The organism is Rhizobium sp. BR 362 (assembly GCF_036528765.1).
Lineage (GTDB): Bacteria > Pseudomonadota > Alphaproteobacteria > Rhizobiales > Rhizobiaceae > Rhizobium.
Genome location: NZ_JARWGH010000004.1, coordinates 237,426 through 263,621, shown reverse-complemented (window position 1 = coordinate 263,621; position 26,196 = coordinate 237,426). Strand labels below are relative to the sequence as shown.

The following is a 26,196-nucleotide window of genomic DNA, read 5'->3' as shown; positions in this document are numbered from 1 at the left end:
GATGGGACGCGTACTCGTTGCCAAGGATGTGGAAGCGGCCGTCAAAGGCGGTTCCGTCTATGCCGCAGGCGGTGGCGGCTGGGCCGATCACGGCCGCATGCTTGGCTATGCGGCCGTCAATGTCGGCAAGCCGGAGCTGGTGTCGATCGACGAACTGAACGACAGCGACTGGATCGCAACCGCAGCCGCCATCGGCGCGCCGGCCTCCACCACCCCCTGGGAAATGCAGGGCATCGATTACGTCAAGGCCGTGCAGCTCCTCCAGGACGAACTCGGCGAGAAGCTCTCCGGCCTCATCATCGGCCAGAATGGCAAGTCCTCGACCCTGAATGGCTGGCTGCCATCGGCCATTCTCGGAACGAAGGTGGTGGACGCGGTCGGCGACATCCGCGCCCATCCGACCGGCGACATGGGCTCGATCGGCATGGCGGGTTCGCCCGAGCAGATGATCCAGACCGCCGTCGGCGGCAACCGCGCCGAAAACCGCTATATCGAGCTGGTCGTGAAGGGCGCGACGGCGAAGATTTCGCCGATCCTGCGCGCCGCGTCCGACCAGTCCGGCGGCTTTATCGCCTCCTGCCGAAATCCGCTGCGCGCTTCCTATGTCCGCACGCATGCGGCGCTGGGTGGCATCTCCATGGCGCTCTCGCTCGGTGAAGCGATCATCGAAGCGGAGAAGAAGGGCGGCAGCGCGGTCATCGACGCCATTTGCAAGACCACCGGCGGCCACATTCTGGCCGAGGGCACGATCACCAGGAAGGATGTCGTCTACACGAAGGAAGCCTTCGACATCGGCACCATCATGGTCGGCAGCGGCGACAAGGCGGTCATCATGCATGTGATGAACGAATACATGGCCATCGAAGATACCGGCGGCAAGCGCCTCGCGACGTTCCCCTCCGTCATCACTACGCTGTCGCCGGAAGGCGAGCCCTTGAGCGTCGGCCAACTGCACGAGGGCATGCATGTCTTCATCCTGCATGTACCGATGGATATCATTCCGCTTTCGGCGAGCGTGCTCGATCCGACTGTCTATCCCTCCGTCGAAAAGGCCATGGGGATCGAGATCGCGAAATACGCTCTGGCGGCCAAGAAAGGCTGAGAAGCGCGGGAGGTGCAAATGGCCCGTGACGCAGGTCTCGAGGAATTGCTGAGAGAAGAGCTTGGGCGACGACCCGGGCTCAGCGAAAAAGGAATGTTCGGCGGCTGGGCCTTTCTACTCAACGGCCATCTGCTTTGCGGCGCCCGCGAAGACGGCATGCTGATCCGCCTCGGCAAGGGCAACGATGCCTGGGCGCTGGAGCAGCCCGACGTTAAACCCATGCTGTCCGGCAGCCGGGAAATGCAGGGATGGGTGCGCGCCGGGCCAGAGGCCTATGGCAACGACATGCTGCGCAAGCGGCTGCTTCTGGCCGCGCTGAATTTCGTCGAAGGCCTGCCGCCGAAATGAGGTTGGGACATCTCCTTCTCCCCGACGGGGAGAAGGTGGCCCGAAGGGTCGGATGAGGGGGGTGAGGAGCGGTCCAGCAAAGCTGGAACGATCGATCCATTGGATCGATCGTAGCGACGAACGCCCAGAAGGAAAGCGGAGGACCGGTGATACGGGAGAATAAGCCTTACGGTGCAACGCCCCCTCAACCCGCGCTACGCGCGACCTTCTCCCCGTGGGGGAGAAGGTAGAACACTTAAACACGAGGACCAGAACATGCCGAAAGCCAATCCACGTCACCCGAAATTCCCCATCCCGGGCGGCCCGGAGCTGCGTGCCAAAGGCTGGCGGCAGGAGGCTCTGCTGCGTCTGCTCGAAAACGTGCTCTCGGTCGGCGAAGATCCGGATAATCTCGTCGTTTATGCGGCCCTCGGCAAGGCGGCCCGCAACTGGGCAGCGCATAAGGGCATCGTGAAGGCGCTCACCGAAATGGATGAGAACCAGACGCTTCTCATCCAGTCCGGCAAGCCGATCGGCCTCATCCGCACGCATGACAAGGCGCCGCTCGTCATCATGGCGAACTGCAATATCGTCGGGCAATGGGCGAAGGCCGAAGTCTTCTACGAGCTGCAGCGCAAGGGCCTGATCTGCTGGGGTGGGCTCACCGCTGGCGCCTGGCAATATATCGGCAGCCAGGGCGTCATCCAGGGCACCTATGAAATCTTCATGCGCATCGCCGAGCGCCGCTTCGACGGCGATCTCTTCGGCCGTTTCGTGCTGACAGCGGGCCTCGGCGGCATGGGCGGCGCGCAGCCGCTCGCTGGACGCATGGCGGGGGCCGCGATCCTCTGCGTCGACATCGATGCGGAGCGCGCCAGGAAGCGCCAGGAAATCGGCTATCTGCAGGAGATCGCGCCCGATCTTGATTCCGCGCTGGCGATGATCGATGCAGCCGTCAAGGAGAAGCGGGCGCTTTCCGTCGGCCTCGTCGGCAATGCGGCCGAAATCTATCCCGAGATCGCACGGCGCGGCATCGTGCCCGACATCGTCACTGATCAGACCTCGGCCCACGATCTCGTCTATGGCTATGTGCCCAAGGGCATGAGCCTGAGCCAGGTCAAAGACCTGCGCGACGACGGCCAGGGACAGTTGATGGCGGCAAGCCGCGCCTCGATAGTCGAGCATGTGAAAGCCATGCTGGACTTTCAGAAAAAAGGATCCGAAGTCTTCGACAACGGCAACCTGATCCGCACCCAGGCGAAGGAAGGCGGCGTCGCCAATGCCTTCGATATCCCGATCTTCACCGAAGCCTATCTCAGGCCACTCTTCTGCCGCGCCATCGGCCCGTTCCGCTGGATGGCGCTTTCGGGCGAGGAAAGCGATATCGCCCGCATCGACGATCTTCTCTTGGAGATGTTCCCCGACAACAAGATCATCACCAACTGGATCCGCCTCGCCCGCCAGCATGTGCCTTTCGAAGGGCTGCCGGCGCGTATCGCTTGGCTTGGCCATGGCGAGCGCACTGCGCTTGCCCGCCGCGTCAACGAGCTTGTGGCAGGCGGCGAGCTTGAAGGCCCGATCGCCTTTTCGCGCGACCATCTCGATGCCGGCGCAATGGCGCATCCGAACATCATGACCGAGCGCATGAAGGACGGCTCCGACGCCATTTCCGACTGGCCGCTAATCGACGCCATGATGCTCTGCTCGTCCATGGCCGATCTCGTCGTCGTCCATTCCGGCGGCGGCGGCTATGCCGGCTACATGACGAGCTGCGGCGTCACCGTGGTTGCCGACGGTACGCCCGCCGCCGATGAACGGCTCGATCACGCGCTAACCAACGACACGGCGCTTGGCGTCATGCGCTATGCCGATGCCGGCTATGAGGAAGCGCTGGACGAAGTTGCGAAAAAGGATGTGCCCTATATCCGTTTGGGATAAGTGCGTCTGTTCTTGGCGACATTGAAAGACTATGGTCCCGGGCAATTCATGACGACCTGTTTTACACGCAATTCCCGACGGAAAACCGCTACACACTTTTCCTGGAATTGCTTTGGAGAGTTGCCCGTGATCCCCTGGACCTTGCTCGACACTGCGAAAATCCCCGGTGGCGGCGAGCTGCGCTTGAAACAGCGCGGCCAGGAATTCTCCATCATGCTCGGCACCAACGAGCTGATGAACAGCCGGTTGAGCGGCTCCGAGGGCACGCTTGCGACGCTTTCCTGCGAGAAGATCAAGGGGCGGAAGGCGCCGCATGTGCTGATCGGCGGCCTCGGCATGGGCTTTACCTTGCGGGCGGCCCTCGGCGAACTCGATGCGGACGCCAAGGTCACGGTCGCGGAACTGGTTCCGGCTGTCGTGAGCTGGGCACGCGGGCCGATGGCAGGGGTCTTCGACGGCTGCCTCGACGACCCGCGTGTCGCCATTCATGAGGGCGATGTGCGTCCGCTCATCCGTGCCCGCAAGGCGGCTTATGACGCCATTCTGCTCGATGTCGACAATGGTCCGGACGGCATTACGTCCGAGGCCAATGACGGCCTCTATGACTATCAGGGTATCAAGGCGTCGCGCGACGCCTTGCGTCCCGGCGGCGTGCTGGCAGTCTGGTCTTCGGGACCTGACGAGCGTTTCACGCGGCGGCTGCGCGACAGCGGTTTTGCTGCCGAGGTGGTCAATACGCGCGCCAACGGCAAGAGCGGCGCGCGGCATGTCATCTGGCTCGCCGTGAAAGCCTGAGCCTCGCGCTCTAAAGATACCGCGTTTCCTCCGGCGCACGATCGAAGCGATCGTCGCGGCCGTCGAAATAGCCGATCGGAAGGCTGGCGAGTTCTTCATCGGTGGCATCGTCCAGGCAACTGATGCTGATCGCATAGAACTTGCCGCCGAGTGCCGGATTTTCACCCCAGTTGAAGGAGCTGATACCGCAAGTCTTGCAGAAGAGGTGATGCAGGATGCGCTGACCGAATTGATATTCGCCGATGCTGTCCTCCCCCGAGATCAGGCGGAAATCCGCCGGTGTTGCCACGGCCAGCCAATTGCGCTTTTTCTTGCAGATCGAGCAGTTGCATTTGAAGGTGCCGCCCTGCAGATCGAGATCGGCTTCGTAGCTGACGGCGCCGCAATGGCAGCTTCCATGATAGGTCTTCTTCATCACTCGCATCCTTCCCTTGAGGTGGCTTCTGCGTAGGCGACATATTTGTCGAGAGCCTGTTCCCAACCGCCGGTCTGCAGCTTCAGTTCGGTATCATCGGGCAGTTCGACCTTGCGGAAGACGAGGCGCGTCTTCTCGCCAAGCAAATAAAATTCCACGGTAACCTGCATTGGATGCTCCGGCCTGCCCTCCTGGTTTTCCCAGGCGAAGGTGAAGACCAGGCGGTCGGGCGGAACGATTTCCAGATAGCGGCCGTGGCTCCAATATTCCCTACCGTCCGGGGTGAGAATGCAGTGCCGCCAGGCGCCCCCTTCCCGCACGTCGACGGAGACGGATGGCGCCGTCATGTTCTGCGGTCCCCACCAGCGCATTAGATGCTGCGGCTCCGTCCAGAGGCGAAACAGCAGGGCGCGCGGCGCGGCAATGTCGCGGGTCAGCACGATCTCGCGTAACGAGCGTCCGCTGCCGCCGTCATTGGCTGGGGTCATCCGCTCCTCCCTTTTGCAATAGCGCCGCATAGGCTTCCAGACGATCCAGATTGTCGTTCCAGAACTGCCGGTAACTCTCCAGCCAGTCATCCACCTGCCGGAGCGGCTTCGGTTCCAGCCGGCAGGGCCGCCACTGCGCCTCCCTGCCTTTCGAGATCAGGCCGGCTTTTTCCAGCACTTTCAGATGCTTGGAAACCGCGACCAGCGACATGTCGAAGGGTTCGGCAAGCTCGGAAACAGATGCCTCACCACTTGCCAGCCGCGCAAGGATGGCTCGGCGAGTGGGATCGGCCAGGGCCGAGAGGGTCATGCTCAACGTATCCATGCCGAATAATAAACCACAAAGTTAATTAACTTGTCGGTTTAATATAGGTCGAAGTTGCGCAAGTCAAGAGACGCATTCGGGGGCAGGCTTGGAGGGCGCTCCTTCAGGCGGACCGTCGGATTTCAGGAGAGTGTATTGGACACTTCGATCAGGTTGCTGTCCGGATCGCGGAAATAGACCGAGAGAATGGGGCCGGTCGCGCGGGTCCGGCGAACGGGACCTTCCTCGATCGCGACGCTCTCGGCTCTCAGATGAGCGATGATGTCATCCGCCGGCGTGGTGCTGATGAAACAAAGATCGGCCGAGCCCGGTGTCGGCCGTTCGGCCTTGGGCTCGAACTCGTGGCCGGCGCGGTGAAGATTGATTTTCTGATTGCCGAAGGTGAGAGCTTTGCGGCCGTCGCCGAAACTTTCGACGCCCATGCCGAGCACCCGGGCATAAAAATCGCAGCTCTCATCGATGCTCGCGACCGTGAGAACCAGATGATCGAGATGGTCGATACGGATCATGGCAGCCTCCTGGCTCAACGACGCGCCAGCTTGGCAACTGCAAGGGCGCTGACCAGACACATTGCCAGCATGACGAGGATAAAGGCAATCACATCATTCCAGCCACCGCCAAGCCAGAAATAGCCGCCGACCGAGCCGGCAATGCTGGAGCCGAGATAATAGGCGAGCAGGTAGAGCGAGGATGCGTGGCCCTTGAAGCTCCGGGCAAGACGTCCCACCAGTGCGCTGGCGACGGAATGGGTCATGAAGAAGCCGATCGTCACCAGAACGATGCCGAGAATGATGAGCGGCAAGGAGCTGGACAGCGTCACCGCCGCGCCGAGTGCCGCGATCAGCACGCCGACCGGCAGCACGACGAAATGACCGATGCGGTCACCCAGCAGGCCCGCCGCCCAGGATGCACCGATGCCGAAGAGGTAGGCGGTGAAGATCAGGCCGAGCTCGGTCTGGCTGAGATCATAGGGATCGGCGACGAGGCGGAAGCCGGCATAGTTATAGACCGTGACGAAGGAACCCATGACGAGAAAGCCGATGGCAAAGAGCAGCGGCAGCGCCGGGTTACGGAAGTGGCCGCCCCAGGCCTTCAGGTGGAAAGCAGCGTCGAACCCCTTGCGCGGGCTAAAGTTGCGCGACGGCGGCAGAAGATAGAGGAAGCCGATGGCGGCGACCAGGCCGAGAATGCCGACGGCGGCCAGCGCCGGCCGCCAGCTCAGAAGTTCTGCGATTGTACCCGTCACCACGCGGCCGGCCATGCCGCCGAAGGCGTTGCCGGCGATATAGAGGCCCATGGCGCCGCCAAGGCCGCGCGGCTCGATCTCCTCGGCCAGATAGGTCATGGCAACGGCCGGTACGCCGCCCAGCAGGAAGCCTTCGAGCGCGCGGACGACGAGCAGCATATGCCAGCTCGGCGACACCGCGCAGACGAGCGTACAAATTGCTGCACCCAGCAGCGATATGAACATCAGGCTGCGGCGGCCGAGGCTTTCGGAAACGGCAGCCGCGCCGAAGATCGCAAAGGCCAGGAAGCCGGTCGAAAGCGACAGCGAGAGCGAACTTGCGGCCGGCGTGACACCGAAATCCTCGGAGAAGATCGGCATCAGCGGCTGCACGCAATAGAGCAGCGAGAAGGTGGCGAAGCCAGAGAGAAACAGGGCGATGGTCGCACGGCGGAAGGCAGGGGTGCCGCGCGTGAGGAATTGGCGGGCCTCGGTCGGCGGCTCATTCCTGACGAGCGTCAATTCGGTACGGGACGGGACTTCGGAGGCAATGATTTGCTGCTTGCTGGCGGCGCGGAACATGGGGCACACAACCTTTCTTGCAATCAAATCTAGTCAGGCCGGCTTCATTAGTCCAATATATGGCACAGACGATCTCAATAGGTTTTGGAGATAGCGATGGAGCTGCGTCATATCCGCTATTTTCTGGCGCTTGCAGAAGCGGGAAATTTCACGCGTGCCGCTGCCAAACTCGGTATCGGCCAGCCGCCGCTCAGCCAGCAGATCCGCGATCTCGAAAACGAGGTGGGCGCGATGCTGTTTCACCGTGTTCCACATGGGGCGGAACTGACAGAGGCGGGAGAGGCTTTTCTCGCCGAGGCCAAAACCGCCGTGGACGCGGCTGAAAAAGCCAAGCTTGCTGCCCAGCGCGCCAATCGCGGCGAAATTGGCCGCCTGGCGCTCGGCTTCACCGCCTCTTCCGCCTTCAACACCATCGTCACGGCGACCATCCGGGAATTTCGCGGCCATTGGCCGGAAGTGCGGCTGTCGCTCACAGAGATGAACACCAATGCGCTGATGGAGCGGCTGATGCGCGGCGAGATCGACGCAGCCTTCATCCGGCCGGGCCTGGAAGACCCGCGGGATGTGCGCCTGAAGCGCTTTGCCGACGAGCCGATGCTGATTGCGCTGCCGGCGCATCATCCGCTGGTGAAGAGGGAGCGCCTGCCGATCGCGGCCTTGGCCGGCGAACCGTTTATTCTTTTTCCCCGCATGGTGGGGCTCAGCCTCTATGACGATATCGTCGCGGCCTGCCGAGAAGCCGGTTTCGAACTCGTCGTGACGCAGGAGGCGCCGCAGATCCCCTCCGTCGTCAATCTCGTCGCCGCAAACTTAGGCGTTTCCATCGTTCCGGCTTCGATCGCGCAGATCAAGCTCGATGGCGTCGCCTACCGGCCGATCGACGGGCCGCCGGTGGTGGCGCGGCTCGGCCTTGCGAGCCTCAAGGCACAGCGATCGCCTGTGGTCGCCAATCTCATGAGCCTGATTGCATAGTTACGTGCTCCGCTCCCAATAGGGAGGATCGCCGAATGTCTTCTTCAGATGATCGGCGATGGCGCGCAGTTTGGCCGAGGGATTGCGCCCCTCGGGATGGGCCATGAAGATGAATTCGGCTTCCGGCCTGTAGCCGACATCGACTTCCACAAGCTGCCCTTGATTGATCGCTGGACCGACAATAAAGGCCGGCAGCAGCGCAATACCTAGCCCGGCGATCGCCGCATCTCGGCACATATCGCCATTGTTGATGCCGAGTGCCAACTTGCCTCTGACGATGACGGCGCCGTCCGATCCTTGAAACCGCCAATCGGCGACGCCGCGATTGGTGTAGAAAATACCGCGATGGTTTTCGAGATCGGACAGCGATGCGGGCGTGCCGTGACGGCTCAAATAATCCGGTGACGCCACGAGTAGGCGACGGCTGCTGGCCAGCTTCCACGCGACAAGGCGTGAATCGGCAATCAGCCCATGGCGGATGATGGCGTCATAACCGTCCGAGGAAGCATCGACACGACGGTCGTCCAGATCCAGCGTCAGTTCGATTTCGGGGTGATCGACCAGGAAAGGATAGAGCGCCGGGCCGAGATGCATGCGGCCGAAGGTGACAGGGGCGGCAATGCGCAAGGGGCCTGCCAATGTGCCGCGCCGCTTGGCCAGGTCGGCCGCCGCTTCCCGCACCTCGTGCGCGATCCTCGATGCGCGCTCCAGGAAGGCGGTACCGTCTTCCGTCAACGCCAGCTTGCGGGTCGTACGATGCAGCAGCGTGGCGCCGAGCGTCTTCTCCATCTCCGCCAACCGCTCGCTGACGACGGATTTCGACAGGCGCAGCCGGCGCGCGGCTTCACTGATCGATCCCGCTTCGGCAACGGCCACAAAAGCAGCGATTCCTTCAATCTTGAGCATCGTTCGGCAATCCCGAATTCGAATTCCATGATTAGAAGACTAATCCGAACGATCGAAAAACACCATTCTCTACCCATCGGACGGAACGACAGACACGTCCTCACACAGGAGATGGAACAATGAACCGCTTGAATGGAAAGGTCGCAATCGTCACTGGCGCGAGCTCCGGCATCGGCCGCGCCACAGCCAAACTCTTCGCTGCCGAAGGTGCCAAGGTCATCGTCGGCGCCCGCAGGGGAGCCGAATTGGAAAGCCTTGTTGCGGAAATCAAGGTCGCTGGCGGCGAAGCTGCCGCGCTTGCCGGCGACGTGCGTTCGGAAGACTATCACAAGGCTTTGGTCGCCCTCGCCGTCGAGCGCTACGGCAGGGTTGACATCGCCTTCAACAATGCCGGCACGCTTGGTGAAGCTGGCCCCAGCACCGAGGTTTCGGAGGCAAGCTTTACTGAGACGCTCGCAATCAACTTGACCGCTTCCTTCCTCGCCGCAAAGCACCAGATCGGCGAAATGGTCAAGCATGGCGGCGGTTCGGTGATCTTCACATCGACCTTTGTGGGCTACAGCTTTGCCTTTCCCGGCGTTGCCGCCTATGCCGCCAGCAAGTCCGGCCTGATCGGCCTAACGCAGGCGCTCGCGGCCGAATTCGGCCCGCAGAATGTGCGGGTCAACGCCGTGCTGCCGGGTGCCGTCGATACTGACATGTATCGTGAGATGAACGACACCCCCGACAAGCAGAACTTCATCACCAATCTGCATGCGCTGAAGCGTGTCGCTGGTCCCGACGAGCTGGCCCGCTCGGTCCTCTACCTTGCCTCCGACGACGCAAGCTTCGTCACCGGCACGGCATCGCTGGTCGATGGGGGCGCCTCGATCACGCGTACCTGACCGCGCAGGGAGTGACTGAAGAAACGCCGCGGAGCTCTCCTCCGCGGCCTTTCCGCATCCGAAAGACTTTGACTGAAATGCGCCGCCGCTTCATGATTGCTGACGGAAAATCATGGATGGACAATGTTCGACGGACGATTGCTGAATGGCGTCAGCGTGCTCACGGCCGTGGTGGAGGGCGGTAGCTTCGTGCGGGCGGCCGAAGCGCTTGGCCTCACGCCGTCCGGAGTCAGTCGGGCAGTTTCGCGGTTGGAGGCGCGCATCGGCGTGCGCCTGCTCGATCGCACCACGCGGGCGCTGCGGCTGACGGATGATGGCGCTCGCTTCTACGAGCAGGTGGTGCCGTTGCTGGGCGGCATAGAGGAGGCGGCGACGACGGTGGCCGGCGTCGCTCAATCCGTGCGCGGCCGCCTGCGCATCAATGTCGATCCTTATTTTTCCCGCCTCGTCCTGGCGCCGCGGCTCGGCGCCTTCCTAGACCTCTATCCCGACCTGCAGATCGAGATTTTGACCCGCAACGAGATCGGCGACCTCGTGGCCGACGGCATGGATGTCGCCCTGCGCTTCGGCGAGCCACCGCAGACCTCACTGATTGCCCGACTGCTTTTGGAAACGCGCGTCATCACAGTCGCCGCACCCGCCTATATCGAGCGTTATGGCCGACCGAAAACGACGGCCGACGTCGCGAACCATCTCTGCATCCACTATCAGGATCCTCGGACGGGACGGCCATTCGAGTGGGAGTTCCGGTGCGGACGCAAGGTCATCCCGGTCGAGACGCGCGGCCGCATCCTGGTTAACGATGCCGGAACGACGCTCGGAACCTGTCTTGCGGGCCTCGGCATCGCTCAGGTCTTCACGCTTGGCATCACGGATTTTCTGGACCGCGGAGAGCTTGTCGACCTTTTTCCGGACTGGAAGGACGAGCTTTATCCGCTTTACGCCTTTTACCCATTCCGTCATCACGTGCCTGCAAAGGTGCGCGCCTTCATCGATTTCTGCGTCGACATTCTCGGCTGACACTGCTGCCGATTGCCTATTATGCACCAAAGGCTTAGGTTCATGGGCATAAAAACAGGCGACGGGTTCGGGCCATGGTTCTTGCGGGAAAACGCATCCTTCTCATCATTTCCGGTGGCATCGCGGCCTATAAGAGCCTCGATCTCATCCGGCGGCTGCGCGAGCGCGGCGCCACCGTCCGTCCCATCATGACATCGGGGGCTCAGGAATTCATTACGCCGCTTGCCGTCGGTGCGCTGGCGGCCGATCATGTCTTCACCGACCTGTTTTCCCGAGAGGACGAGCAGGATGTCGGCCATATCAGGCTGGCACGGGACTGCGATCTGGTGCTGATTGCGCCGGCGACCGCCGATCTCCTCGCCAAGATGGCCAATGGTCTGGCCGATGACCTTGCGTCGACCGTGCTGCTCGCGACCGACCGGCCCGTGCTCGCAGCGCCTGCCATGAATCCGAAAATGTGGGCGCATCCGGCAACGAAGCGCAATGTCGAGACATTGCGGGGCGACGGCATCCGCTTTGTCGGCCCCATGGCTGGCGAAATGGCCGAGAGCAAGGAGGCCGGCACCGGCCGCATGGCCGAACCGCTGGAGATCGTCGCTGCCGCCGAGATGCGGCTGGATGATGGGGCAAGACCGCTCGCCGGCAGAAAAGCCGTCGTCACGTCGGGCCCGACGCATGAGCCGATCGATCCGGTACGCTATATCGCCAATCGTTCTTCCGGCCGGCAAGGTCATGCCATTGCTTCGGCGCTCGCAGCCCTCGGTGCCGACGTCACGCTCGTCTCCGGGCCTGTCTCGATCCCTGACCCCATGGGCATGCACGTCGTCCATGTCGAGCGTGCGGAAGAGATGCGCGATGCCGTGCTTTCGGCTCTTCCGGCCGATATCGCCGTGATGGTCGCGGCCGTCGCCGACTGGCGCGTCGCGTCTGCGGCCGATCAAAAAATCAAGAAGCATCCGGGTGAATCCATTCCAACCCTGGCGCTCACCGAAAATCCCGACATCCTGAAAACCGTCGGCCATCACACGCACCGCCCGCAGCTCGTCATCGGCTTTGCCGCCGAAACACAGGATGTAGAGGCGAATGCCAAGGCGAAGCTGGAGCGCAAGGGCGCGGACATGATCGTCGCAAACGATGTCTCGCCGGCAACCGGTATCATGGGCGGCACGCGCAATAGCGTGAAACTCATCCGCCATGGCGGCGTGGAGCAGTGGCCCGATCTCGACAAGGAAGAAGTGGCGGCGCGCCTGGCGGCCTTGATTGCCGAACAGTTCAAGCAGGGATCGTGAGAGGCGTCTGCGGTCCGGCGGATGCGCGCTTTTCGGGCTGGAAGGGCGTGATGTGGACACCCATGTCGTCGATCAATACGGCGCTGCCATCCGGAACCTCCGTCCAGGCATCGATATCGTCGTTCAGCGGCTCGGATACGAGGCAATAGCCGATGCCGACAGGCGAGGCATAAAGCGTTGGCGCCTTGCGGTCGGTAGCATAGCGTACCGCATAGAGCGACTTTCCATCGGAAAAAGCGGCCGTGAAGCGCACCAGCGCCGAGCCGGTCAGATGAAGCGACAGGCCCTCGGCAAATCCGATGGCTTCCGAGATCGCGGCAAACGGATTGGATGCAAGACCGAATTGCAACGCCAGCAGGAACAGAAGCTCGGAATCGGTCGTGCCGCCGCGGGCATGAAAAAGCTGGTCATCGAGCATGGATTCCATCGGCCGGCGCAAGCGGTCAAAATTGGAAATCTGCCCATTGTGCTGGAAGGACCAGTTCTCGTACACGAAAGGATGGCAGTTGTCCCGACGTGTGCCGCCGCCGGTCGCTGCGCGGACATGAGCGAGAAAGAGCGGCGAGCGGATCTGCCGCGCCAAGCTCTTGAGATTGCAATCGGACCAGGCCGGAAGGATATCGCGATAGCGGCCCGGCTCCGGCCGGTCGCCATACCACGCGATGCCAAATCCGTCGCCGTTGGTCGCCGTCTTGGCGCGCGTGGCGCAATGAGATTGTTCGATCAGGGAGTGGGCAGGCGAAGACACCAGCTCCTCCAGATAGAGGGGGTCTCCACGATAGGCTGCCCAACGACACATATGTCTTTCGCTCCAATTCCCGCTCGCTTCCTGTCCCGCGGGAGAATGTCAAAATCAAGGACGATTGTTCGTGCGGAATAGGTAATAAACTCTTAATTTACCAAGGATTGAGAGGCGAAGGTGACAGATATTTGACACGCCGTCCGATCACATTTCGGCCTCGCAGCATTATTCTTCTGTGAACATGCCTTCCCTGAAGGGAGGTTTTGGCCCCTCGTTGAGTAGCCTGATGAAAATGTCGGCTTGGCCTATATTGCCGGAGTGAGGGGCGGGTTGCAGCCCACCCCTCGTTTATTTTGCTTTTAGAAAGTCACCCGGACCTCAAGCTGCCAGCTAGTCCGGGTTTTTCTTATGCGAAACGTGATGCTAAGTGGGAATCACATAGCTCACCTCCTTGTTGACGGCGAGGCCGATCGCCACGGTCGAGGTTGCCCATCTTCCCCGATCCTGTCCGCTGGCACAGACAGGCGCTGCTTCCGCTGTCAACTGCTACGATGAATATCACGCAAAAGTGGAACGAACTCTTGCGTTTCAATGCGACACGAAGAGTGAAGCATCTCTCATGTATGCCCCTTGAAATCGATGAAATTTGAGTTACGTTAAGCATATCGTCAACGTAACGAAAGGAAGGTGATCCAATGTCTAGTGAGATTTCGGTCCGCGTATCAGGCATGGAAGTGGTTGTGAGCGTTGCGAGGCAGCCCTCGCTCTGATCAAGCCTTCCGGAAGCGTTCTGCGCTTCAGGCCAGTTACGGGCCAAAACTCATGGAAGGGTCGCTTCGCGCGGCCCTTTTTTGCATCTGTCGGTTGCGGATATTGCGAGACATCGGCCTGTCCTTCCCGGAATAAACGTCTGGTGTGGTCGTTTTTCTCTTGCCGAACGAAAAGCGCGCCATAGCTAAACCTCCATGACTTACGAGGAACAGCCCGAACAGGGTGAAGCCGAACCAGCGCCGCCAAATGAGCCGGCGCTCACCGCACTCTCATTGTATCCTGACGAATGGGCGCTGTTCCTCGACATCGACGGGACGCTGCTCGATCTCGCCGAGACCCCCGAGTCGATCGTCGTCCCTCCAGCCCTTCCCTTTGTGCTCGAGACGCTTTCGCGCCGGCTCGGCGGCGCGCTGGCTCTGGTGACCGGACGCGCCGTTGCCTTCGTTGATCCTCTGTTTAACCCTTTCCACTTCTCTATCGCCGGTCTGCACGGCGCCGAGCGGCGCGACGCGGCAGGACGTCTCCGGCGCGCGCTGATTCCACCCGCCTTCCAGGAAATGAAGCGCATGATCGCGCGCGAGGTCGAGGCTTGGTCGGGCGTTCTCGTCGAGGACAAAGGGGCTGCGGTCGCCGTTCACTACCGGTTGGCACCGGAGCGAGAAGCCGACGTCGCCGAAATGATGCAGCGCTATCTGCAGGAAGCCGGCCCGGACTGGATCCTGCAACATGGCAAGCTTGTGGTCGAAATCTGCCCGGCGCACGCGAGCAAGGGACATGCTCTCGAAGCCTTCCTGAATGAAACGCCCTTCAACGGGCGGCGGCCCCTCGCAATCGGCGACGACGTCACCGACGAGACCATGTTCGCCGTCGCGAACCGTCTCGGCGGTCAATCCGTGCGCATCGGTCCGCCCAAGGGCAAGACGCTCGCACGTGCATTCATTCCCTCGCCCGGACGTTTAAGAGAGATACTCGCGGCGCTTGCCAAATAATTATTCTTGTCATTTTGGCGTAACGCCGCGGCCCTCTTGAAAGGAGCATTCCGTGAGTCGTCTCATCATTGTTTCCAACCGCGTTTCCGTCCCCGACAACAAAGGTGCGGCGGCGGCCGGCGGGCTTGCAGTCGCGCTTCAGGCTGCCCTTGCGGAGCGCGGAGGCGTGTGGATGGGCTGGTCCGGCAAATCGAGCGGCGATATCGAGCCCGAACCGCTGGTGTTGACCCAAGACGGCAACATCACCTACGCGCTGACCGACCTTACTCAAACCGATGTCGAGGAATATTACCAAGGCTTTGCAAACCGTGTGCTCTGGCCGATTTGCCATTACCGACTTGACTTGGCCGAGTATGGCCGCAAGGAAATGGCCAGCTACTTCCGCGTCAACCGCTTCTTCGCCCATCGGCTGGCGCCGCTGCTGGAGCCCGACGATACCATCTGGGTGCACGACTATCACCTCATTCCGCTAGCGGCGGAGTTGAGGGAAATGGGATTCAAGAACCGCATCGGTTTCTTCCTGCACATTCCCTGGCCGCCGGCCGATGTGCTCTTCACCATGCCGGTGCACGAAGAAATCATGCGGGGCCTCTCCTCCTATGACCTGCTCGGTTTCCAAACGAAATACGATCTTGAAAATTTCGCCGGCTGCCTGAAGCGCGAAGGCATGGGGGTCGAAAACAGTCCCGGCCATTTCAGCGCTCACGGCCACAATTTCCGCGGCGGCGCCTATTCGATCGGCATCGAGACCGCAGCCTTCGCCGCCTTTGCCCGCAAGGCGGCGGCCCACAGCGTGGTGCGCAAGGCGCGGCAAAGCATTGAAGGCCGCGACCTGATCATCGGCGTCGACCGGCTCGATTATTCCAAAGGCATCACGCAGCGCATCGACGCATTCGAACGCTTTGTCACCAACAATCCGGCCCATCAGCGCCGCGTCACTTACCTGCAGATCACGCCGAAATCGCGCTCGGAAGTGCCAGAATACGAGGCGATGCAGCATGCCGTCGCCGAGCAGGCCGGCCGGGTCAATGGCGCGATCGGCACCGTCGACTGGGTACCGATCCGCTACATCAACCGCTCTATCAGCCGTCCGGTCCTGGCGGGCCTCTACCGGCTAGCGAAAGTCGGCCTGGTGACGCCGTTGCGCGACGGCATGAACCTCGTCGCCAAGGAATATGTGGCGGCACAGGATCCGGACAATCCCGGCGTACTGGTGCTCTCGCGTTTTGCCGGTGCGGCACGCGAATTGAAAGGAGCGTTGCTCGTCAATCCCTATGACGTCGACGACACCGCAAACGCTTTGGCGCGCGGCATCAATATGCCGTTGGAAGAACGGCGCGAGCGCTGGCGCGGCATGATGGACCATTTGCTGGAAAACGATGTTTCGCGCTGGTGCGATGTCTTCCTGGCGGATCTGAGAGCGGAGTGACGAGCACCGGCTACATCGCCGCCGCTTCCCTGACCAGCCATTCCGTCAGCCGTTCCGCATGTATGCTCTGCGACCTCGGCGGCAGAAGCCAATAGCCACGGTTGGGGCCGTCGATCACCGGACCGGCGGTCACCAACATGCGACCGGCCAGAAGCGAATCCACCAGCCCCATCCAGCCGAGCGCCAAGCCCTGTTCGCCGATCGCCGCCTGAACGACCAGCGAATAGGTGTTGAACCGCAGGTCGCCATGGGCAGCATAGGCGTCCCGGCTGATGCCAAGTTCGGCGAAGTAACTCTTCCAATCGAACCAGGGCGACGGTGTTTCCGAATCCAGATGCACCAGTGTCGCTTGCGCGAGGCGGCTGGGATCGCTGAAAGGACCATATTTGTCGACGAAGCCTTGCGCGCAGATCGGCGCCACCTTTTCCGGCAGCAATAATGCCGCCTCGGGTCCAAACTCCTCACGCGTGCCGAAGACGACGGCGACATCGCCGCTTTCCGAATGAACACGATCCTGTCGCTGCGTGGCGACGATCTGGATATCCAGTTCCGGGTGAAGCAGACGAAACCGATGCATGCGCGGGATCAGCCACAGCGCCGAGAAGGCATAGTCTGTCCTAAGCCGCACCGCCGGCCGCTGCGCCTCCGCGCGAAAGCTGCGCACCAGTGAATCGACCCCGCCGACCGCCTTTTCTGCGATTTCAAACAGACGGCGGCCTTCCGAGGACAGTTCCACACCGCGATGCTGGCGATCAAAGAGCGTTACGCCTATCTGTTCCTCGATCCGCCGGATCTGATAGCTAACTGCCGGCTGAGTCAGCCCGAGGTTTGCCGCTGCGGATGACAGGCTGCCCGAGCGACCTACCTCGACAAAAATTCGCAGCCATCCGAGATCCACCGGCCGCTCAGCCATAAAAATTCCTTTTGTCGCCCATCGAAAAAAGCCTTCTTCACAGGGCGAATGCTACTGATGTTCAATAAAATGAGCAAATAATAAAAGGGAACTGTCATCATGCAAATTTCTGCCATGGGCCGGCTTGCCGCCGGCGCGCTCTTTTCCGCCCTGTCCTTCGCCGGCGTCGCCAAAGCCGACAGCGATTCCTGCCGCACCATCCATTTGTCCGATCCGGGCTGGACCGATATTACTTCGACCAATGGCGTAACGGGCGTGCTGCTCGGCGCACTTGGCTACGAGCCTGACATCAAGACGCTCTCGGTGCCGATCGGCTATCAATCGATGAAGACTGGCGAGATCGACGTCTTCCTTGGCAATTGGATGCCGGCACAGAAAGCCTTCGTCGACGACCTCAACAAATCTAAAGCCATCGAAGTGCTGAACCGCAATCTTCAGGGCGCGAAATTTACGCTCGCCGTTCCGACCTATGTCGCCGACAAGGGCATCAAGGATTTCGCCGATCTGCAGAAACACGCCGACGATTTCGATCATAAAATCTACGGCATCGAGCCCGGCGCGCCGGCCAATGCCAATATCCAGAAGATGATCGACGCCAACGATTTCGGTCTGAAGGGCTGGGACCTGGTGGAATCCAGCGAGCAGGCGATGCTGTCGCAGGTCGAGCGCGCCGGCAAGGACAAGCACGCGATCGTCTTCCTCGCCTGGGCGCCGCATCCGATGAATGACCGCTTCCAGATTGCCTATCTCTCCGGCGGCGATGCCTATTTCGGCCCCGACTATGGCGGCGCGCAGGTCTACACGCTGGCGCGTACCGGCTGGTCGGCCAACTGCCCGAACGCCGCCAAATTGTTCCACAATCTGACCTTCGACATCGGCATGGAAAATTCGCTGATGGGCTCGATTCTCGGCGGCCAGGATGCGAAGACTGCGGCGACCGCTTGGCTGAAGGCACATCCGGAGAGCTTGACGCCCTGGCTTGCCGGCGTGACAACGATCGACGGCAAGCCCGGCCTCGATGCCGTCAAGGCTGCGGTCGGCCTTTAATTCTTCGAGGACATCCAACATGGCGCGCCCGAATATCCTTATTCTCATGGTCGATCAGTTGAATGGGACGTTTTTCCCCGACGGTCCGGCCGACTTTCTCCACGCACCCGTGCTGAAGGCACTGGCGAAACGCTCCGTGCGCTTCGCCAACAGCTATACGGCAAGCCCGCTCTGCGCGCCGGCGCGGGCTTCCTTCATGTCGGGCCAATTGCCGAGCCGCACCCGCGTCTATGACAATGCCGCCGAATTTGCCTCCGACATTCCGACCTTCGCGCATCATTTGCGGGCGGCGGGCTACCAGACGGCACTCTCCGGCAAGATGCATTTCGTCGGGCCGGACCAGATGCACGGTTTCGAGGAGCGGTTGACCACCGACATCTATCCCGCCGATTTTGGCTGGACGCCCGACTATACGAAGCCGGGCGAACGCATCGACTGGTGGTATCACAATCTCGGCTCGGTGACGGGGGCCGGGATCGCCGAGATCACCAACCAGATGGAATATGACGACGAGGTTGCCTATCACGCCACCCGCAAACTCCTGGATCTGTCCCGCGGACACGACGAGCGGCCCTGGTGCCTGACCGTCAGCTTCACCCATCCGCACGACCCCTATGTCGCCCGCCGCCGTTTCTGGGATCTCTATGAGAATTGCCCGGCGCTCGACCCCGAAGTCGCGGAGATTCCTTTCGACAAGCAGGACCCGCATTCGCAGAGGCTGATGAAGGCGAGCGACCATACCGCTTTCGACATCACGCCCGAACAGATACGCCGAGCCCGGCGCGGCTATTTCGCCAATATCTCCTATGTCGATGAGAAGATCGGTGAAATCCTCGACGCGCTGGAGCGCGGCCGCATGGCCGACAATACCATCGTGCTCTTCGTTTCCGACCATGGCGACATGCTCGGCGAACGCGGACTGTGGTTCAAGATGAACTTCTTCGAAGGCTCGGCGCGCGTGCCGCTGATGATCGCCGCCCCCGGCTGGAAAGCAGGGCGTATCGACCAGCCAGTGTCGACGCTCGACGTGACGCCGACGCTTGCCGGCCTTGCCGGGCTCGATATCGCTTCGCTGCTGCAGTGGACGGATGGCGAAGACCTTGCTCCGCTCGTCCACCGTACGGGAAGCCGAGGCCCGGTGCCGATGGAATATGCAGCGGAAGGGTCGGAAGCGCCGCTCGTCGGCCTGCGCGATGCCCGCTACAAGTTGTCGCTTTGCGACAAGGACCCGCCCCTGCTTTTCGATCTCGACACCGACCCCAAAGAACTCTCCAACCTTGCCGGCGATCCCGCGCATGCCGAAATCCTGGCGCAACTGACCGCGCTAGCGAGGCAGCGCTGGAATCTCGCCACCTTCGACGCTGCCGTGCGCGAAAGTCAGGCGCGGCGATGGGTGGTCTATGCGGCGCTCCGCAACGGCGCCTACTATCCCTGGGATTACCAGCCGCTGCAGAAGGCGTCCGAGCGCTATATGCGCAACCATATGGACTTGAACGTGCTGGAGGAGAACCAGCGTTTTCCGCGGGGAGAGTAAGGTTTTTATGGCCGAGATTTTCGGAAGTCGATATGGTCGCGCCGATATATCGGAGACATATTCATGAAAATTAGCGCACGCAACCGTCTCAAGGGCAAAGTCGTCGAGGTCACCAAGGGTGCGACGACAGCCCATATCCGCATCGATATCGGCAATGGCTCGATCGTCACCTCTTCGATCACCAACGAGGCGGTCGATGAACTGGGCCTGACGGTCGGCGCCGACGCCTACGCGGTCATCAAGGCCTCCGACGTCATGGTTGCGGTCGACTGACACCTGAAGTGAGCATGATCTTGTCCGAAAACCGCTTCGCACTTTTCGGGATCATGCTTCACGCCTTCTGACAAGAATGCACCGTCTCGCCGTCGCCGGTCTGGAAATCGCCCGGCTGCGGCGGCGCGATCGGTTTGAAAAGGCTGCGATCCGGCTTCAGGTCGAGAAGCGGCGTGCCGTCCAGGCAATCAAGGCCGCGCACGAGCAGGACGGCGCCTTCCACCGCCTCCAGCTTGACGATGGAGGTGCCGATCGGGTTTGGCCGCACCGGCGAGCGCAGCGAAAATGTGCCATGCACCTTGCCGCTGCTCGCCGGGCTCTGCAGCACGAGATCGCGGCGCGAGCGGTCCAGCCAATAAAGGATTTCCAGCCGCTCGAAATTCTCCACGCCCTTCAGCGCCGGCACCCAAGGCTCGAAAATCTCGATGCGGCAGAGCGGCCCGTCATGCCGCCCCTGGCGCGGCGTTTCCATCCGGGAGCTCCAGGGGGTCGAAATTCGGCCGATGAAGACAAGACCGGCATCCGTCGCTGCCGGCGGCGCGATGGCGACTTCGTTTTCGCGAATTTCGTTTTCCCGGACCATGCTTTCCCTCCGAGCGCCCTCATCTCACAAAACAACAGGCCGGCCGCACTATGGCATAGCGTTATATTTCAAGGAATATCCCGAGCACATTGACGATATCGAAATTTCTGTCTAGCTGTAGCGTCATGACAATCGCAACGGTTCTCGTCGTAGTGATAGAGCGCATGGGCAGGATGGCGTAGCCATCCGGCGAAAGCACCCATGCGCGGAAAGCAGGCTCCTGACGGGGCCTTTTTTTATGCCCGAAACTGGGCCGCGCCTCGTCAGATTTTCGTTTTATCCCACCGACAAAAACGGACGAGACCATGACGAGCGACAGTCCCATTCAGACTCCCGGCACGCAGATGACCGCGATTGCTGCCCCGCCCCGCCTGACAACCCTGATCCTGCTTTCGGCGCTCGCGGTGCTGCCAGTAAATATGATCCTGCCCTCGCTGCCGCATATTGCCGCAACGTTCCATGCCGATTTCGCGCTCGTGAACCTTTCGGTCGCCGGTTATTCGATTATCACCGCACTTCTGGAAATCATCGGCGGAGCGATATCGGATCGATTTGGACGCAAGCCGGTCGTCTTGACGGCTCTTTCCATCTTCATCATCGCCTCTATCGGCTGCGTTTTGGCGCCTAGTATCGGCGTTTTCCTGCTGTTTCGCGCGATGCAGGCGTGTATCGCGCCCTGCTATTCGGTCGCCCTGGGGGTCATCAAGGAAACCTCGAATGAAGGCGAGGCTGCCAGCAAATTCGGCTATCTCGCCATGGGTTGGGCGCTTGCACCCATGGTCGGCCCCTTGTCCGGCGGTTCACTCGATGAGCTGTTCGGATGGCGGGCGTGCTTCGTTATCCTGGCGATCCTGGGCGCGGGTGCCTTCGCTTTGTCCATGCGCGAACTGAGAGAAACGACGGCGCGCTCATCGAGGACAAGCGGGACCTATCTTGCCTCCTACAGGCTGCTGCTCGTTTCGGTGCGGTTCTGGGCCTACACCCTTTGCATGGCGTGTTCGATGGGCGTGATTTACACATTCCTCGGAGGCGCGCCATTGGTTGTCGGCGACACGCTCGGCGGATCGAGCGCGAAGCTCGGCTTTTACATGGGGCTGGTGCCTGCCGGCTTCATTCTGGGCAGCTATCTGGCCGGGCGTTATGCCTCGAAGGTCCCACTCGCCACTATTCTCGTTCTTGCACGTCTTATGACCTGCATCGGTTTGGCGGTTGGCCTGATCCTATCGATGCTGGGCATCACGCATAGTCTCGCATTCTTCGGCCCCTGCATATTCATCGGCTTGGGCAACGGCTTGACCATGCCGGCCGCCAATAACGGCGCATTGTCCGTGCGCCCCGATCTTACCGAAGGATAACCTGTCATCAAAATTGTAGCATCCTGTGTCTCTATTGCAGAATGTCATCGCGCCGATCGTGATCGCGATGAAATGCCGTTTGATGCAATCATTTTCGCGCCCCCGGCGCGTGCTTTCGAAATCCACATCCAAATCACTCTGAAACCTGGTGGGCGGACTCATGGATACTCTCTTCAAAAGCAGCAGCAATTTCGCCTCTCTTTCGCTCAAGGACCTCGTGGAGGCGCGTGACCTCTTCCACTATCATTTGATCAACAAGAAGAATGTGGTGGCAACGGCGCTCGGTCTTTACAGAATTCGCAAGAGCGATCCCTGGCCTTCGAAAGACAAGCAGGCGCTGCGCAAGCGTTCACCGGAAAGCGAGCGGCGAACGCTTTTCAACTCGGAAGTACGCCCCTATTCCTGGCCCTGCGTCTATGTGTTCGTCTCCAGTTGGGAGTATGAGAAGGATCTGGCGAAACAGGATCCTTCCGATGTGGTCCCCAAGACGCTCTATCTGCCGGACGGGCGAACCGTGCCGGTCTGTGTCATCGAAGCGCGCAGGCAGCCGCTGTCCAAAGACCTGAAGGTCAAGCTCGACAGCCGGACGCCGCGCAACCTGCTGGCGCCGGGCTCGGCCATCATCAACGAGGATGGCCAGGGCATGACACGCCTTGCGACCGCGGGCTGCATCGTGCGCGATAGCGAACGCTATTTCGTGATGACCAATCGGCATGTCGTCGGTGAACCGGGAACGGATATCAGCGCCTTGCAGACCCATCGCAGGCCGAAGATCGGCCTAGCTGCAAAAAAGGGTCTCGGCAGGCAGGACTTCCGAACCATCTATCCGAACTTTCCCTCGACGAACCAGCGCCTGCTGATGGATGTCGGATTGGTCGAGCTTGACAATATCCTGCAATGGAAAACCGAGTTTCCCGGCATCGCTCCCATTGGTCCGGTGCTGGATCTTTACGACAACAGCTTCAGCCTTAAGCTGATCACCATGAAAGTGGTTGGCCAGTCAGCAGTGACCGGCAAAATCAGAGGCGAAATCCATGGCCTGTTCTATCGCTACAAGGCGATGGGCGGATCGGAATATATCAGCGACTTCCTGATCGGGCCGGAAACCTACGGCATCGGCGAGGATCGGCTGAAGATCGAGGAAGATGCGGAAGCGCGCAATCCGGCGGAGAATATCGGTCTCGGCGTCCATCACGGCGATTCCGGTACGGTCCTCTTCATCGAGCATGCCGAAAGGACCGACAGCGACAATCCGAAGGACGCCAGGAAAGTCACCTACTATCCCTTCGCGCTGTTGTGGGGGAAAGAAGAATTCTTCGAAGACGGCGAAAGTCTGTCGCAGCCCTATGCGCTCGCCACATCCCTCAGCACGGCACTCGATCACCTGGATCTTGATTTGGTGCGCGACATCAATCTGGATCAAGATTTCATCTGGGGATGGGTCGGACACTATATCATTGGCCGCTCCCTGCCCCTGTCCGGAGATCTCGTGACGTCGCAGAAGCTGCGAAGCTTCCTCGACAACAATCTCGATCTGTTGGCGCTCACTCCGGACGACGCACTCGGCAACGATCCCCGCGTTCTCGAAAAGGACGACAACGAGATTCACTTCGTGCCGCTGGCCGACGTTCCCGACAATGTCTGGAAGAGCAACGTCAACTTCATCATGGTGGAAGGCCCCGACGGCAGGAAGCACCGCAAGATCGGGCCCGGCAGCCGCGGACAGAACGACAATCCGAACCATTTTGCCGATCTGGATCTTCCCTATCAGAATGGCGAGACCTTTCTCGCGCTCAATCAATCCGCGCCGGACACTTACCTCAATCCGGAAGCCTGGATCGACTATTTCGCTGCGATAAAGCCGCAATATGACGCCTGGGCGCAATTGCTCGATCCCAATGCCGACCTGCGTAACAAGCACTGGGGAGCCCTGCCCTTCAGAGTTCATCAGCTATTCGACATAATGGCGAAGGCGGCACGGGACGGCGACGCCGCGATGTTTCTCTGCGCCGGCGGCGTCCTCATTCACTATATGGGCGATGCCTGCCAGCCGCTGCACACCTCCTATCTTTCGCAGGGCGATCCGGCCAAGGTTGTCCCCCGCCCGCGATCGCCCAAGATGAAACTGGAAGCCGATGGCGTCCATGTAGGCTACGAAGACGATATGATCGCCTACGGCTATCAGAAGCAAAATCTCGATGCGAAACTCGCACAGCGTATAACGGATCTCGCAGCCGAGCCGATGCCGGCAATCAGCAATGGCTATGATGCAAGCAAGGCCGTCATTACTCTCATCACCGATACGCAAAGGGAGATCGCGCCAAGGGAAATCGTCGACAAGTGGGTTGAGCTTATCGGCAAACCAGCCAAGGAGAAGGCAGAGGCGATGTGGGACGACTTCGGCGACCGCACCATCACCTGCATGGCGCGCGGCACCCGCTATCTGGCGAAGATCTGGCAGGCAGCCTGGGATGCGGGAAATGGCGATGCCAATATCCCCGCAGCGACGGCCGTCACGGAGGCGGCGATCATGACGCTCTACAACGATCCGGATAAGATGCCATCGGTGGCGCTCGATCGATATCCGGCCGATCCGAACGCCGATTGGTCAAAGATAACCCGGAACGCGGAGGCATAAGCGCTGCCATGTTCCGACGAAAAACGAGGATCACGCCGCCTTGACGGCGTGATATTCCTTGATGGCGACCATCTTGATAGCCGGATAACGTTCCGCCTCATAGCGCAGCGAAAAGCCGTCCTGGGCGAGGAAGACCGGATCTCCGTCGAGGTCGCGGGCGATATCGCCGCGGCGCGCCGTGACGAATTTGTCGAGATCGAAGGCCTGATCGGCTGATATCCAGCGGCAGACGGAGAAGCGCGACATTTCGAAGGAAACCGGCAGGCCATATTCGGCCATCAGCCTTTCCTTCAAGACATCGAGCTGCAGCGCGCCGACGACGCCGACGATGGCGGGTGAGCCATCTTCCGGCGAGAAGAGCTGCACGACGCCCTCTTCGGCCATCTGTTGCAGCGCTTCCTTCAGCTTCTTCGCCTTCATCGCGTCTTCAAGACGGACACGGCGCAGGATTTCCGGCGAGAAATTCGGCACACCCTGGAAGACCAAGGATTCGCCTTCGGTCAGGGTATCGCCAATGCGCAGCGTACCGTGATTGGGAATGCCCACGACATCGCCGGCATAGGCCGTATCGGCGAGCTGGCGCTGCGAGGCAAAGAAGAATTGCGGCGCGGTCAAGCCGAGCTGCTTGCCGGTGCGCGACAGCCGGGCCTTCATGCCGCGTTCCAGCTTGCCGGAGCAGATGCGCGCGAAGGCGATACGGTCGCGATGGTTCGGGTCCATGTTGGCCTGGATCTTGAAGACGAAGGCTGTCATCCTGTCGTCGGTCGCCTGCACAGTACGGATATCGGCGACCTGATCGCGCGGCGGCGGCGCGAAGTCGCCGAGTGCGTTGATGAGATCGCGAACACCGAAATTGCGCAGCGCCGAGCCGAAGAAAACCGGCGTCATATGGCCTTCCAGGAAGGATTCCCGATCGAAAGGACGGCAGGCTTCGATCGCCAGCTCGGTCTCGTCGATGAAGGCTTGCCGCTCGTTTTCCGGCAGCCGACCGGCGACGGCCTGCGGCCCGTTGACCCGGGTCGCCTCGACTTCGGTATCGGAGCCACGGACGGTATTGTCAGCCAGATGATAGGAACCGCAGAAGGTCTTCGACCGGCCGATCGGCCAGGTGACCGGAGCGGTGTCCAGCGCCAGCTTCTCTTCCACCTCGTCGAGAATTTCAAAGGGATCGCGGCTTTCGCGGTCCATCTTGTTGATGAAGGTGATGATCGGGATGTCACGCATGCGGCAGACTTCGAACAGCTTCAGCGTCCGCGGCTCGATGCCCTTGGCGGCATCGATGACCATGACCGCGGCGTCGACCGCAGTCAGCGTGCGATAGGTATCGTCAGCGAAGTCCTCGTGACCGGGCGTATCGAGAATATTGAAGACGTTGCCGTCATATTCGAAGGTCATGACAGAGGTCACGACCGAGATGCCGCGCTCGCGCTCGATCTTCATCCAGTCGGACCGCGTCTGCATGCGATCCTTCTTGGCCTTGACTTCGCCGGCAAGCTGAATGGCGCCGCCGAAGAGCAGCAGCTTTTCGGTGAGCGTCGTCTTGCCCGCGTCCGGGTGGGCGATAATAGCGAATGTGCGGCGGCGGGAGACCGCCTCGGCGAGACTTTCGGCCATGCTTGTGAAATCCTGTGAATTGCGGCTGTATCTAGCGATT

The 26,196-nt window shown here is 61.0% G+C and carries 26 protein-coding genes; 15 read left to right on the top strand and 11 right to left on the bottom strand.

Annotated elements, in window-relative coordinates; translation table 11 throughout:
* Nucleotide 1: 1 nt before the first annotated feature.
* From QDY28_RS07870 to QDY28_RS07855, 4 genes are all read left to right on the top strand, one after another.
* The gene (locus tag QDY28_RS07870; RefSeq protein WP_331381138.1) at nucleotides 2-1,102 is read left to right on the top strand and encodes a DUF917 domain-containing protein; all 1,101 of its coding nucleotides are present in this window, start codon (nucleotides 2-4) and stop codon (nucleotides 1,100-1,102) included.
* An 18-nt stretch (nucleotides 1,103-1,120) separates the two neighbouring features.
* Entirely contained in the window at nucleotides 1,121-1,450 is a 330-nt protein-coding gene (locus tag QDY28_RS07865; protein WP_331381137.1) for a TfoX/Sxy family protein, read from the top strand.
* Between the two features lie 255 nt (nucleotides 1,451-1,705).
* Nucleotides 1,706-3,367, top strand: coding sequence for a urocanate hydratase (locus QDY28_RS07860; protein ID WP_331381136.1), 1,662 nt, complete (start codon nucleotides 1,706-1,708; stop codon nucleotides 3,365-3,367).
* 126 nt (nucleotides 3,368-3,493) lie between these two features.
* A complete protein-coding gene (locus QDY28_RS07855) occupies nucleotides 3,494-4,162 on the top strand; it encodes a spermidine synthase (protein ID WP_331381135.1) in 669 nt (222 codons plus the stop codon).
* A 10-nt stretch (nucleotides 4,163-4,172) separates the two neighbouring features.
* On the opposite strand, the gene QDY28_RS07850 is transcribed toward QDY28_RS07855, so the two are convergent.
* The 5 genes from QDY28_RS07850 to QDY28_RS07830 all read right to left on the bottom strand — a co-directional run bounded on the left by QDY28_RS07850 (nucleotide 4,173) and on the right by QDY28_RS07830 (nucleotide 7,197).
* Complete coding sequence (locus tag QDY28_RS07850; RefSeq protein WP_331381134.1) at nucleotides 4,173-4,577, bottom strand: GFA family protein; 405 nt, start codon at nucleotides 4,575-4,577, stop codon at nucleotides 4,173-4,175.
* Nucleotides 4,577-5,065 carry an SRPBCC family protein gene (locus QDY28_RS07845; protein ID WP_331381133.1) on the bottom strand — a complete coding sequence of 163 codons (489 nt, stop codon included), beginning with the start codon at nucleotides 5,063-5,065 and terminating at the stop codon, nucleotides 4,577-4,579. The genes QDY28_RS07850 and QDY28_RS07845 overlap by 1 nt, the downstream gene beginning before the upstream one ends.
* Nucleotides 5,049-5,390, bottom strand: coding sequence for an ArsR/SmtB family transcription factor (locus tag QDY28_RS07840; protein WP_331381132.1), 342 nt, complete (start codon nucleotides 5,388-5,390; stop codon nucleotides 5,049-5,051). The genes QDY28_RS07845 and QDY28_RS07840 overlap by 17 nt, the downstream gene beginning before the upstream one ends.
* 122 nt (nucleotides 5,391-5,512) lie before the next feature.
* Nucleotides 5,513-5,899 carry a VOC family protein gene (locus QDY28_RS07835; protein WP_331381131.1) on the bottom strand — a complete coding sequence of 129 codons (387 nt, stop codon included), beginning with the start codon at nucleotides 5,897-5,899 and terminating at the stop codon, nucleotides 5,513-5,515.
* Between the two features lie 14 nt (nucleotides 5,900-5,913).
* Nucleotides 5,914-7,197 (bottom strand): MFS transporter, encoded by a 1,284-nt coding sequence (locus QDY28_RS07830; RefSeq protein ID WP_331381130.1) that lies wholly within the window; start codon nucleotides 7,195-7,197, stop codon nucleotides 5,914-5,916.
* A gap of 96 nt (nucleotides 7,198-7,293) precedes the next feature.
* On the opposite strand from QDY28_RS07830, the gene QDY28_RS07825 reads away from it, so the two are divergent.
* On the top strand, nucleotides 7,294-8,169 hold the full coding sequence (locus tag QDY28_RS07825; protein ID WP_331381129.1) for a LysR family transcriptional regulator: 876 nt from the start codon (nucleotides 7,294-7,296) through the stop codon (nucleotides 8,167-8,169).
* Here the strand turns inward: QDY28_RS07825 and QDY28_RS07820 are convergent, their stop codons facing one another.
* A complete protein-coding gene (locus QDY28_RS07820; protein ID WP_331381128.1) occupies nucleotides 8,170-9,075 on the bottom strand; it encodes a LysR family transcriptional regulator in 906 nt (301 codons plus the stop codon).
* Between the two features lie 119 nt (nucleotides 9,076-9,194).
* Here QDY28_RS07820 and QDY28_RS07815 point away from each other — a divergent pair, with 119 nt between their 5' ends.
* The 3 genes from QDY28_RS07815 (at nucleotide 9,195) to coaBC (ending at nucleotide 12,268) form a co-directional block, all read left to right on the top strand.
* Nucleotides 9,195-9,959 carry an SDR family oxidoreductase gene (locus QDY28_RS07815; RefSeq protein WP_331381127.1) on the top strand — a complete coding sequence of 255 codons (765 nt, stop codon included), beginning with the start codon at nucleotides 9,195-9,197 and terminating at the stop codon, nucleotides 9,957-9,959.
* Nucleotides 9,960-10,082: 123 nt separating this feature from the next.
* Nucleotides 10,083-10,979: a LysR family transcriptional regulator gene (locus QDY28_RS07810; protein ID WP_331381126.1), complete on the top strand. Its 897-nt coding sequence runs from the start codon at nucleotides 10,083-10,085 to the stop codon at nucleotides 10,977-10,979.
* Between the two features lie 74 nt (nucleotides 10,980-11,053).
* Nucleotides 11,054-12,268 (top strand): bifunctional phosphopantothenoylcysteine decarboxylase/phosphopantothenate--cysteine ligase CoaBC, encoded by a 1,215-nt coding sequence (coaBC, locus tag QDY28_RS07805; RefSeq protein WP_331381125.1) that lies wholly within the window; start codon nucleotides 11,054-11,056, stop codon nucleotides 12,266-12,268.
* On the opposite strand, the gene QDY28_RS07800 is transcribed toward coaBC, so the two are convergent.
* Complete coding sequence (locus QDY28_RS07800) at nucleotides 12,252-13,067, bottom strand: class II glutamine amidotransferase (protein WP_331381124.1); 816 nt, start codon at nucleotides 13,065-13,067, stop codon at nucleotides 12,252-12,254. The two genes, coaBC and QDY28_RS07800, sit on opposite strands and share 17 nt — an antisense overlap.
* Nucleotides 13,068-13,975: 908 nt before the next feature.
* On the opposite strand from QDY28_RS07800, the gene otsB reads away from it, so the two are divergent.
* Nucleotides 13,976-14,770 carry a trehalose-phosphatase gene (otsB, locus tag QDY28_RS07795; protein ID WP_331381123.1) on the top strand — a complete coding sequence of 265 codons (795 nt, stop codon included), beginning with the start codon at nucleotides 13,976-13,978 and terminating at the stop codon, nucleotides 14,768-14,770.
* Nucleotides 14,771-14,822: 52 nt separating this feature from the next.
* Nucleotides 14,823-16,199, top strand: coding sequence for an alpha,alpha-trehalose-phosphate synthase (UDP-forming) (gene otsA / locus QDY28_RS07790; RefSeq protein WP_331381122.1), 1,377 nt, complete (start codon nucleotides 14,823-14,825; stop codon nucleotides 16,197-16,199).
* A gap of 10 nt (nucleotides 16,200-16,209) precedes the next feature.
* Here the strand turns inward: otsA and QDY28_RS07785 are convergent, their stop codons facing one another.
* On the bottom strand, nucleotides 16,210-17,112 hold the full coding sequence (locus QDY28_RS07785) for a choline sulfate utilization transcriptional regulator (RefSeq protein ID WP_331381121.1): 903 nt from the start codon (nucleotides 17,110-17,112) through the stop codon (nucleotides 16,210-16,212).
* 99 nt (nucleotides 17,113-17,211) lie between these two features.
* Here QDY28_RS07785 and QDY28_RS07780 point away from each other — a divergent pair, with 99 nt between their 5' ends.
* From QDY28_RS07780 to QDY28_RS07770, 3 genes are all read left to right on the top strand, one after another.
* A complete protein-coding gene (locus QDY28_RS07780) occupies nucleotides 17,212-18,159 on the top strand; it encodes a choline ABC transporter substrate-binding protein (protein ID WP_442967491.1) in 948 nt (315 codons plus the stop codon).
* A 19-nt stretch (nucleotides 18,160-18,178) separates the two neighbouring features.
* Nucleotides 18,179-19,693: a choline-sulfatase gene (betC, locus tag QDY28_RS07775; protein WP_331381120.1), complete on the top strand. Its 1,515-nt coding sequence runs from the start codon at nucleotides 18,179-18,181 to the stop codon at nucleotides 19,691-19,693.
* Nucleotides 19,694-19,756: 63 nt separating this feature from the next.
* Entirely contained in the window at nucleotides 19,757-19,966 is a 210-nt protein-coding gene (locus tag QDY28_RS07770) for a TOBE domain-containing protein (protein WP_183690962.1), read from the top strand.
* A gap of 58 nt (nucleotides 19,967-20,024) precedes the next feature.
* Here the strand turns inward: QDY28_RS07770 and tsaA are convergent, their stop codons facing one another.
* Together tsaA and QDY28_RS07760 are read right to left on the bottom strand one after the other, a co-directional pair.
* Nucleotides 20,025-20,549, bottom strand: a complete 525-nt coding sequence (gene tsaA, locus QDY28_RS07765) for a tRNA (N6-threonylcarbamoyladenosine(37)-N6)-methyltransferase TrmO (protein ID WP_331381119.1) — start codon at nucleotides 20,547-20,549, stop codon at nucleotides 20,025-20,027.
* 61 nt (nucleotides 20,550-20,610) lie between these two features.
* Nucleotides 20,611-20,874: a hypothetical protein gene (locus QDY28_RS07760; protein WP_331381118.1), complete on the bottom strand. Its 264-nt coding sequence runs from the start codon at nucleotides 20,872-20,874 to the stop codon at nucleotides 20,611-20,613.
* On the opposite strand from QDY28_RS07760, the gene QDY28_RS07755 reads away from it, so the two are divergent.
* Nucleotides 20,855-21,904 (top strand): MFS transporter, encoded by a 1,050-nt coding sequence (locus QDY28_RS07755; RefSeq protein ID WP_331381117.1) that lies wholly within the window; start codon nucleotides 20,855-20,857, stop codon nucleotides 21,902-21,904. The genes QDY28_RS07760 and QDY28_RS07755 overlap by 20 nt on opposite strands.
* 160 nt (nucleotides 21,905-22,064) lie before the next feature.
* Entirely contained in the window at nucleotides 22,065-24,542 is a 2,478-nt protein-coding gene (locus QDY28_RS07750; protein WP_331381116.1) for a hypothetical protein, read from the top strand.
* A 30-nt stretch (nucleotides 24,543-24,572) separates the two neighbouring features.
* On the opposite strand, the gene QDY28_RS07745 is transcribed toward QDY28_RS07750, so the two are convergent.
* Nucleotides 24,573-26,156: a peptide chain release factor 3 gene (locus QDY28_RS07745; RefSeq protein ID WP_331381115.1), complete on the bottom strand. Its 1,584-nt coding sequence runs from the start codon at nucleotides 26,154-26,156 to the stop codon at nucleotides 24,573-24,575.
* Nucleotides 26,157-26,196: the final 40 nt, after the last annotated feature.

What these genes read in the sequence shown, in the direction of transcription:
- QDY28_RS07830 (WP_331381130.1), bottom strand. Translation starts at nt 7,197, where the DNA reads ATGTTCCGCGCCGCCAGCAAGCAGCAAATCATTGCCTCCGAAGTCCCG.
- tsaA (WP_331381119.1), bottom strand. Translation starts at nt 20,549, where the DNA reads ATGGTCCGGGAAAACGAAATTCGCGAAAACGAAGTCGCCATCGCGCCG.
- QDY28_RS07835 (WP_331381131.1), bottom strand. Translation starts at nt 5,899, where the DNA reads ATGATCCGTATCGACCATCTCGATCATCTGGTTCTCACGGTCGCGAGC.
- QDY28_RS07745 (WP_331381115.1), bottom strand. Translation starts at nt 26,156, where the DNA reads ATGGCCGAAAGTCTCGCCGAGGCGGTCTCCCGCCGCCGCACATTCGCT.
- QDY28_RS07770 (WP_183690962.1), top strand. Translation starts at nt 19,757, where the DNA reads ATGAAAATTAGCGCACGCAACCGTCTCAAGGGCAAAGTCGTCGAGGTC.
- coaBC (WP_331381125.1), top strand. Translation starts at nt 11,054, where the DNA reads ATGGTTCTTGCGGGAAAACGCATCCTTCTCATCATTTCCGGTGGCATC.
- QDY28_RS07810 (WP_331381126.1), top strand. Translation starts at nt 10,083, where the DNA reads ATGTTCGACGGACGATTGCTGAATGGCGTCAGCGTGCTCACGGCCGTG.
- QDY28_RS07750 (WP_331381116.1), top strand. Translation starts at nt 22,065, where the DNA reads ATGGATACTCTCTTCAAAAGCAGCAGCAATTTCGCCTCTCTTTCGCTC.
- QDY28_RS07860 (WP_331381136.1), top strand. Translation starts at nt 1,706, where the DNA reads ATGCCGAAAGCCAATCCACGTCACCCGAAATTCCCCATCCCGGGCGGC.
- otsB (WP_331381123.1), top strand. Translation starts at nt 13,976, where the DNA reads ATGACTTACGAGGAACAGCCCGAACAGGGTGAAGCCGAACCAGCGCCG.
- QDY28_RS07780 (WP_442967491.1), top strand. Translation starts at nt 17,212, where the DNA reads ATGCAAATTTCTGCCATGGGCCGGCTTGCCGCCGGCGCGCTCTTTTCC.
- QDY28_RS07865 (WP_331381137.1), top strand. Translation starts at nt 1,121, where the DNA reads ATGGCCCGTGACGCAGGTCTCGAGGAATTGCTGAGAGAAGAGCTTGGG.
- QDY28_RS07820 (WP_331381128.1), bottom strand. Translation starts at nt 9,075, where the DNA reads ATGCTCAAGATTGAAGGAATCGCTGCTTTTGTGGCCGTTGCCGAAGCG.
- QDY28_RS07845 (WP_331381133.1), bottom strand. Translation starts at nt 5,065, where the DNA reads ATGACCCCAGCCAATGACGGCGGCAGCGGACGCTCGTTACGCGAGATC.
- QDY28_RS07800 (WP_331381124.1), bottom strand. Translation starts at nt 13,067, where the DNA reads ATGTGTCGTTGGGCAGCCTATCGTGGAGACCCCCTCTATCTGGAGGAG.
- QDY28_RS07785 (WP_331381121.1), bottom strand. Translation starts at nt 17,112, where the DNA reads ATGGCTGAGCGGCCGGTGGATCTCGGATGGCTGCGAATTTTTGTCGAG.
- betC (WP_331381120.1), top strand. Translation starts at nt 18,179, where the DNA reads ATGGCGCGCCCGAATATCCTTATTCTCATGGTCGATCAGTTGAATGGG.
- QDY28_RS07870 (WP_331381138.1), top strand. Translation starts at nt 2, where the DNA reads ATGGGACGCGTACTCGTTGCCAAGGATGTGGAAGCGGCCGTCAAAGGC.
- QDY28_RS07825 (WP_331381129.1), top strand. Translation starts at nt 7,294, where the DNA reads ATGGAGCTGCGTCATATCCGCTATTTTCTGGCGCTTGCAGAAGCGGGA.
- QDY28_RS07760 (WP_331381118.1), bottom strand. Translation starts at nt 20,874, where the DNA reads ATGGGACTGTCGCTCGTCATGGTCTCGTCCGTTTTTGTCGGTGGGATA.
- QDY28_RS07840 (WP_331381132.1), bottom strand. Translation starts at nt 5,390, where the DNA reads ATGGATACGTTGAGCATGACCCTCTCGGCCCTGGCCGATCCCACTCGC.
- QDY28_RS07850 (WP_331381134.1), bottom strand. Translation starts at nt 4,577, where the DNA reads ATGAAGAAGACCTATCATGGAAGCTGCCATTGCGGCGCCGTCAGCTAC.
- QDY28_RS07755 (WP_331381117.1), top strand. Translation starts at nt 20,855, where the DNA reads ATGACGAGCGACAGTCCCATTCAGACTCCCGGCACGCAGATGACCGCG.
- QDY28_RS07815 (WP_331381127.1), top strand. Translation starts at nt 9,195, where the DNA reads ATGAACCGCTTGAATGGAAAGGTCGCAATCGTCACTGGCGCGAGCTCC.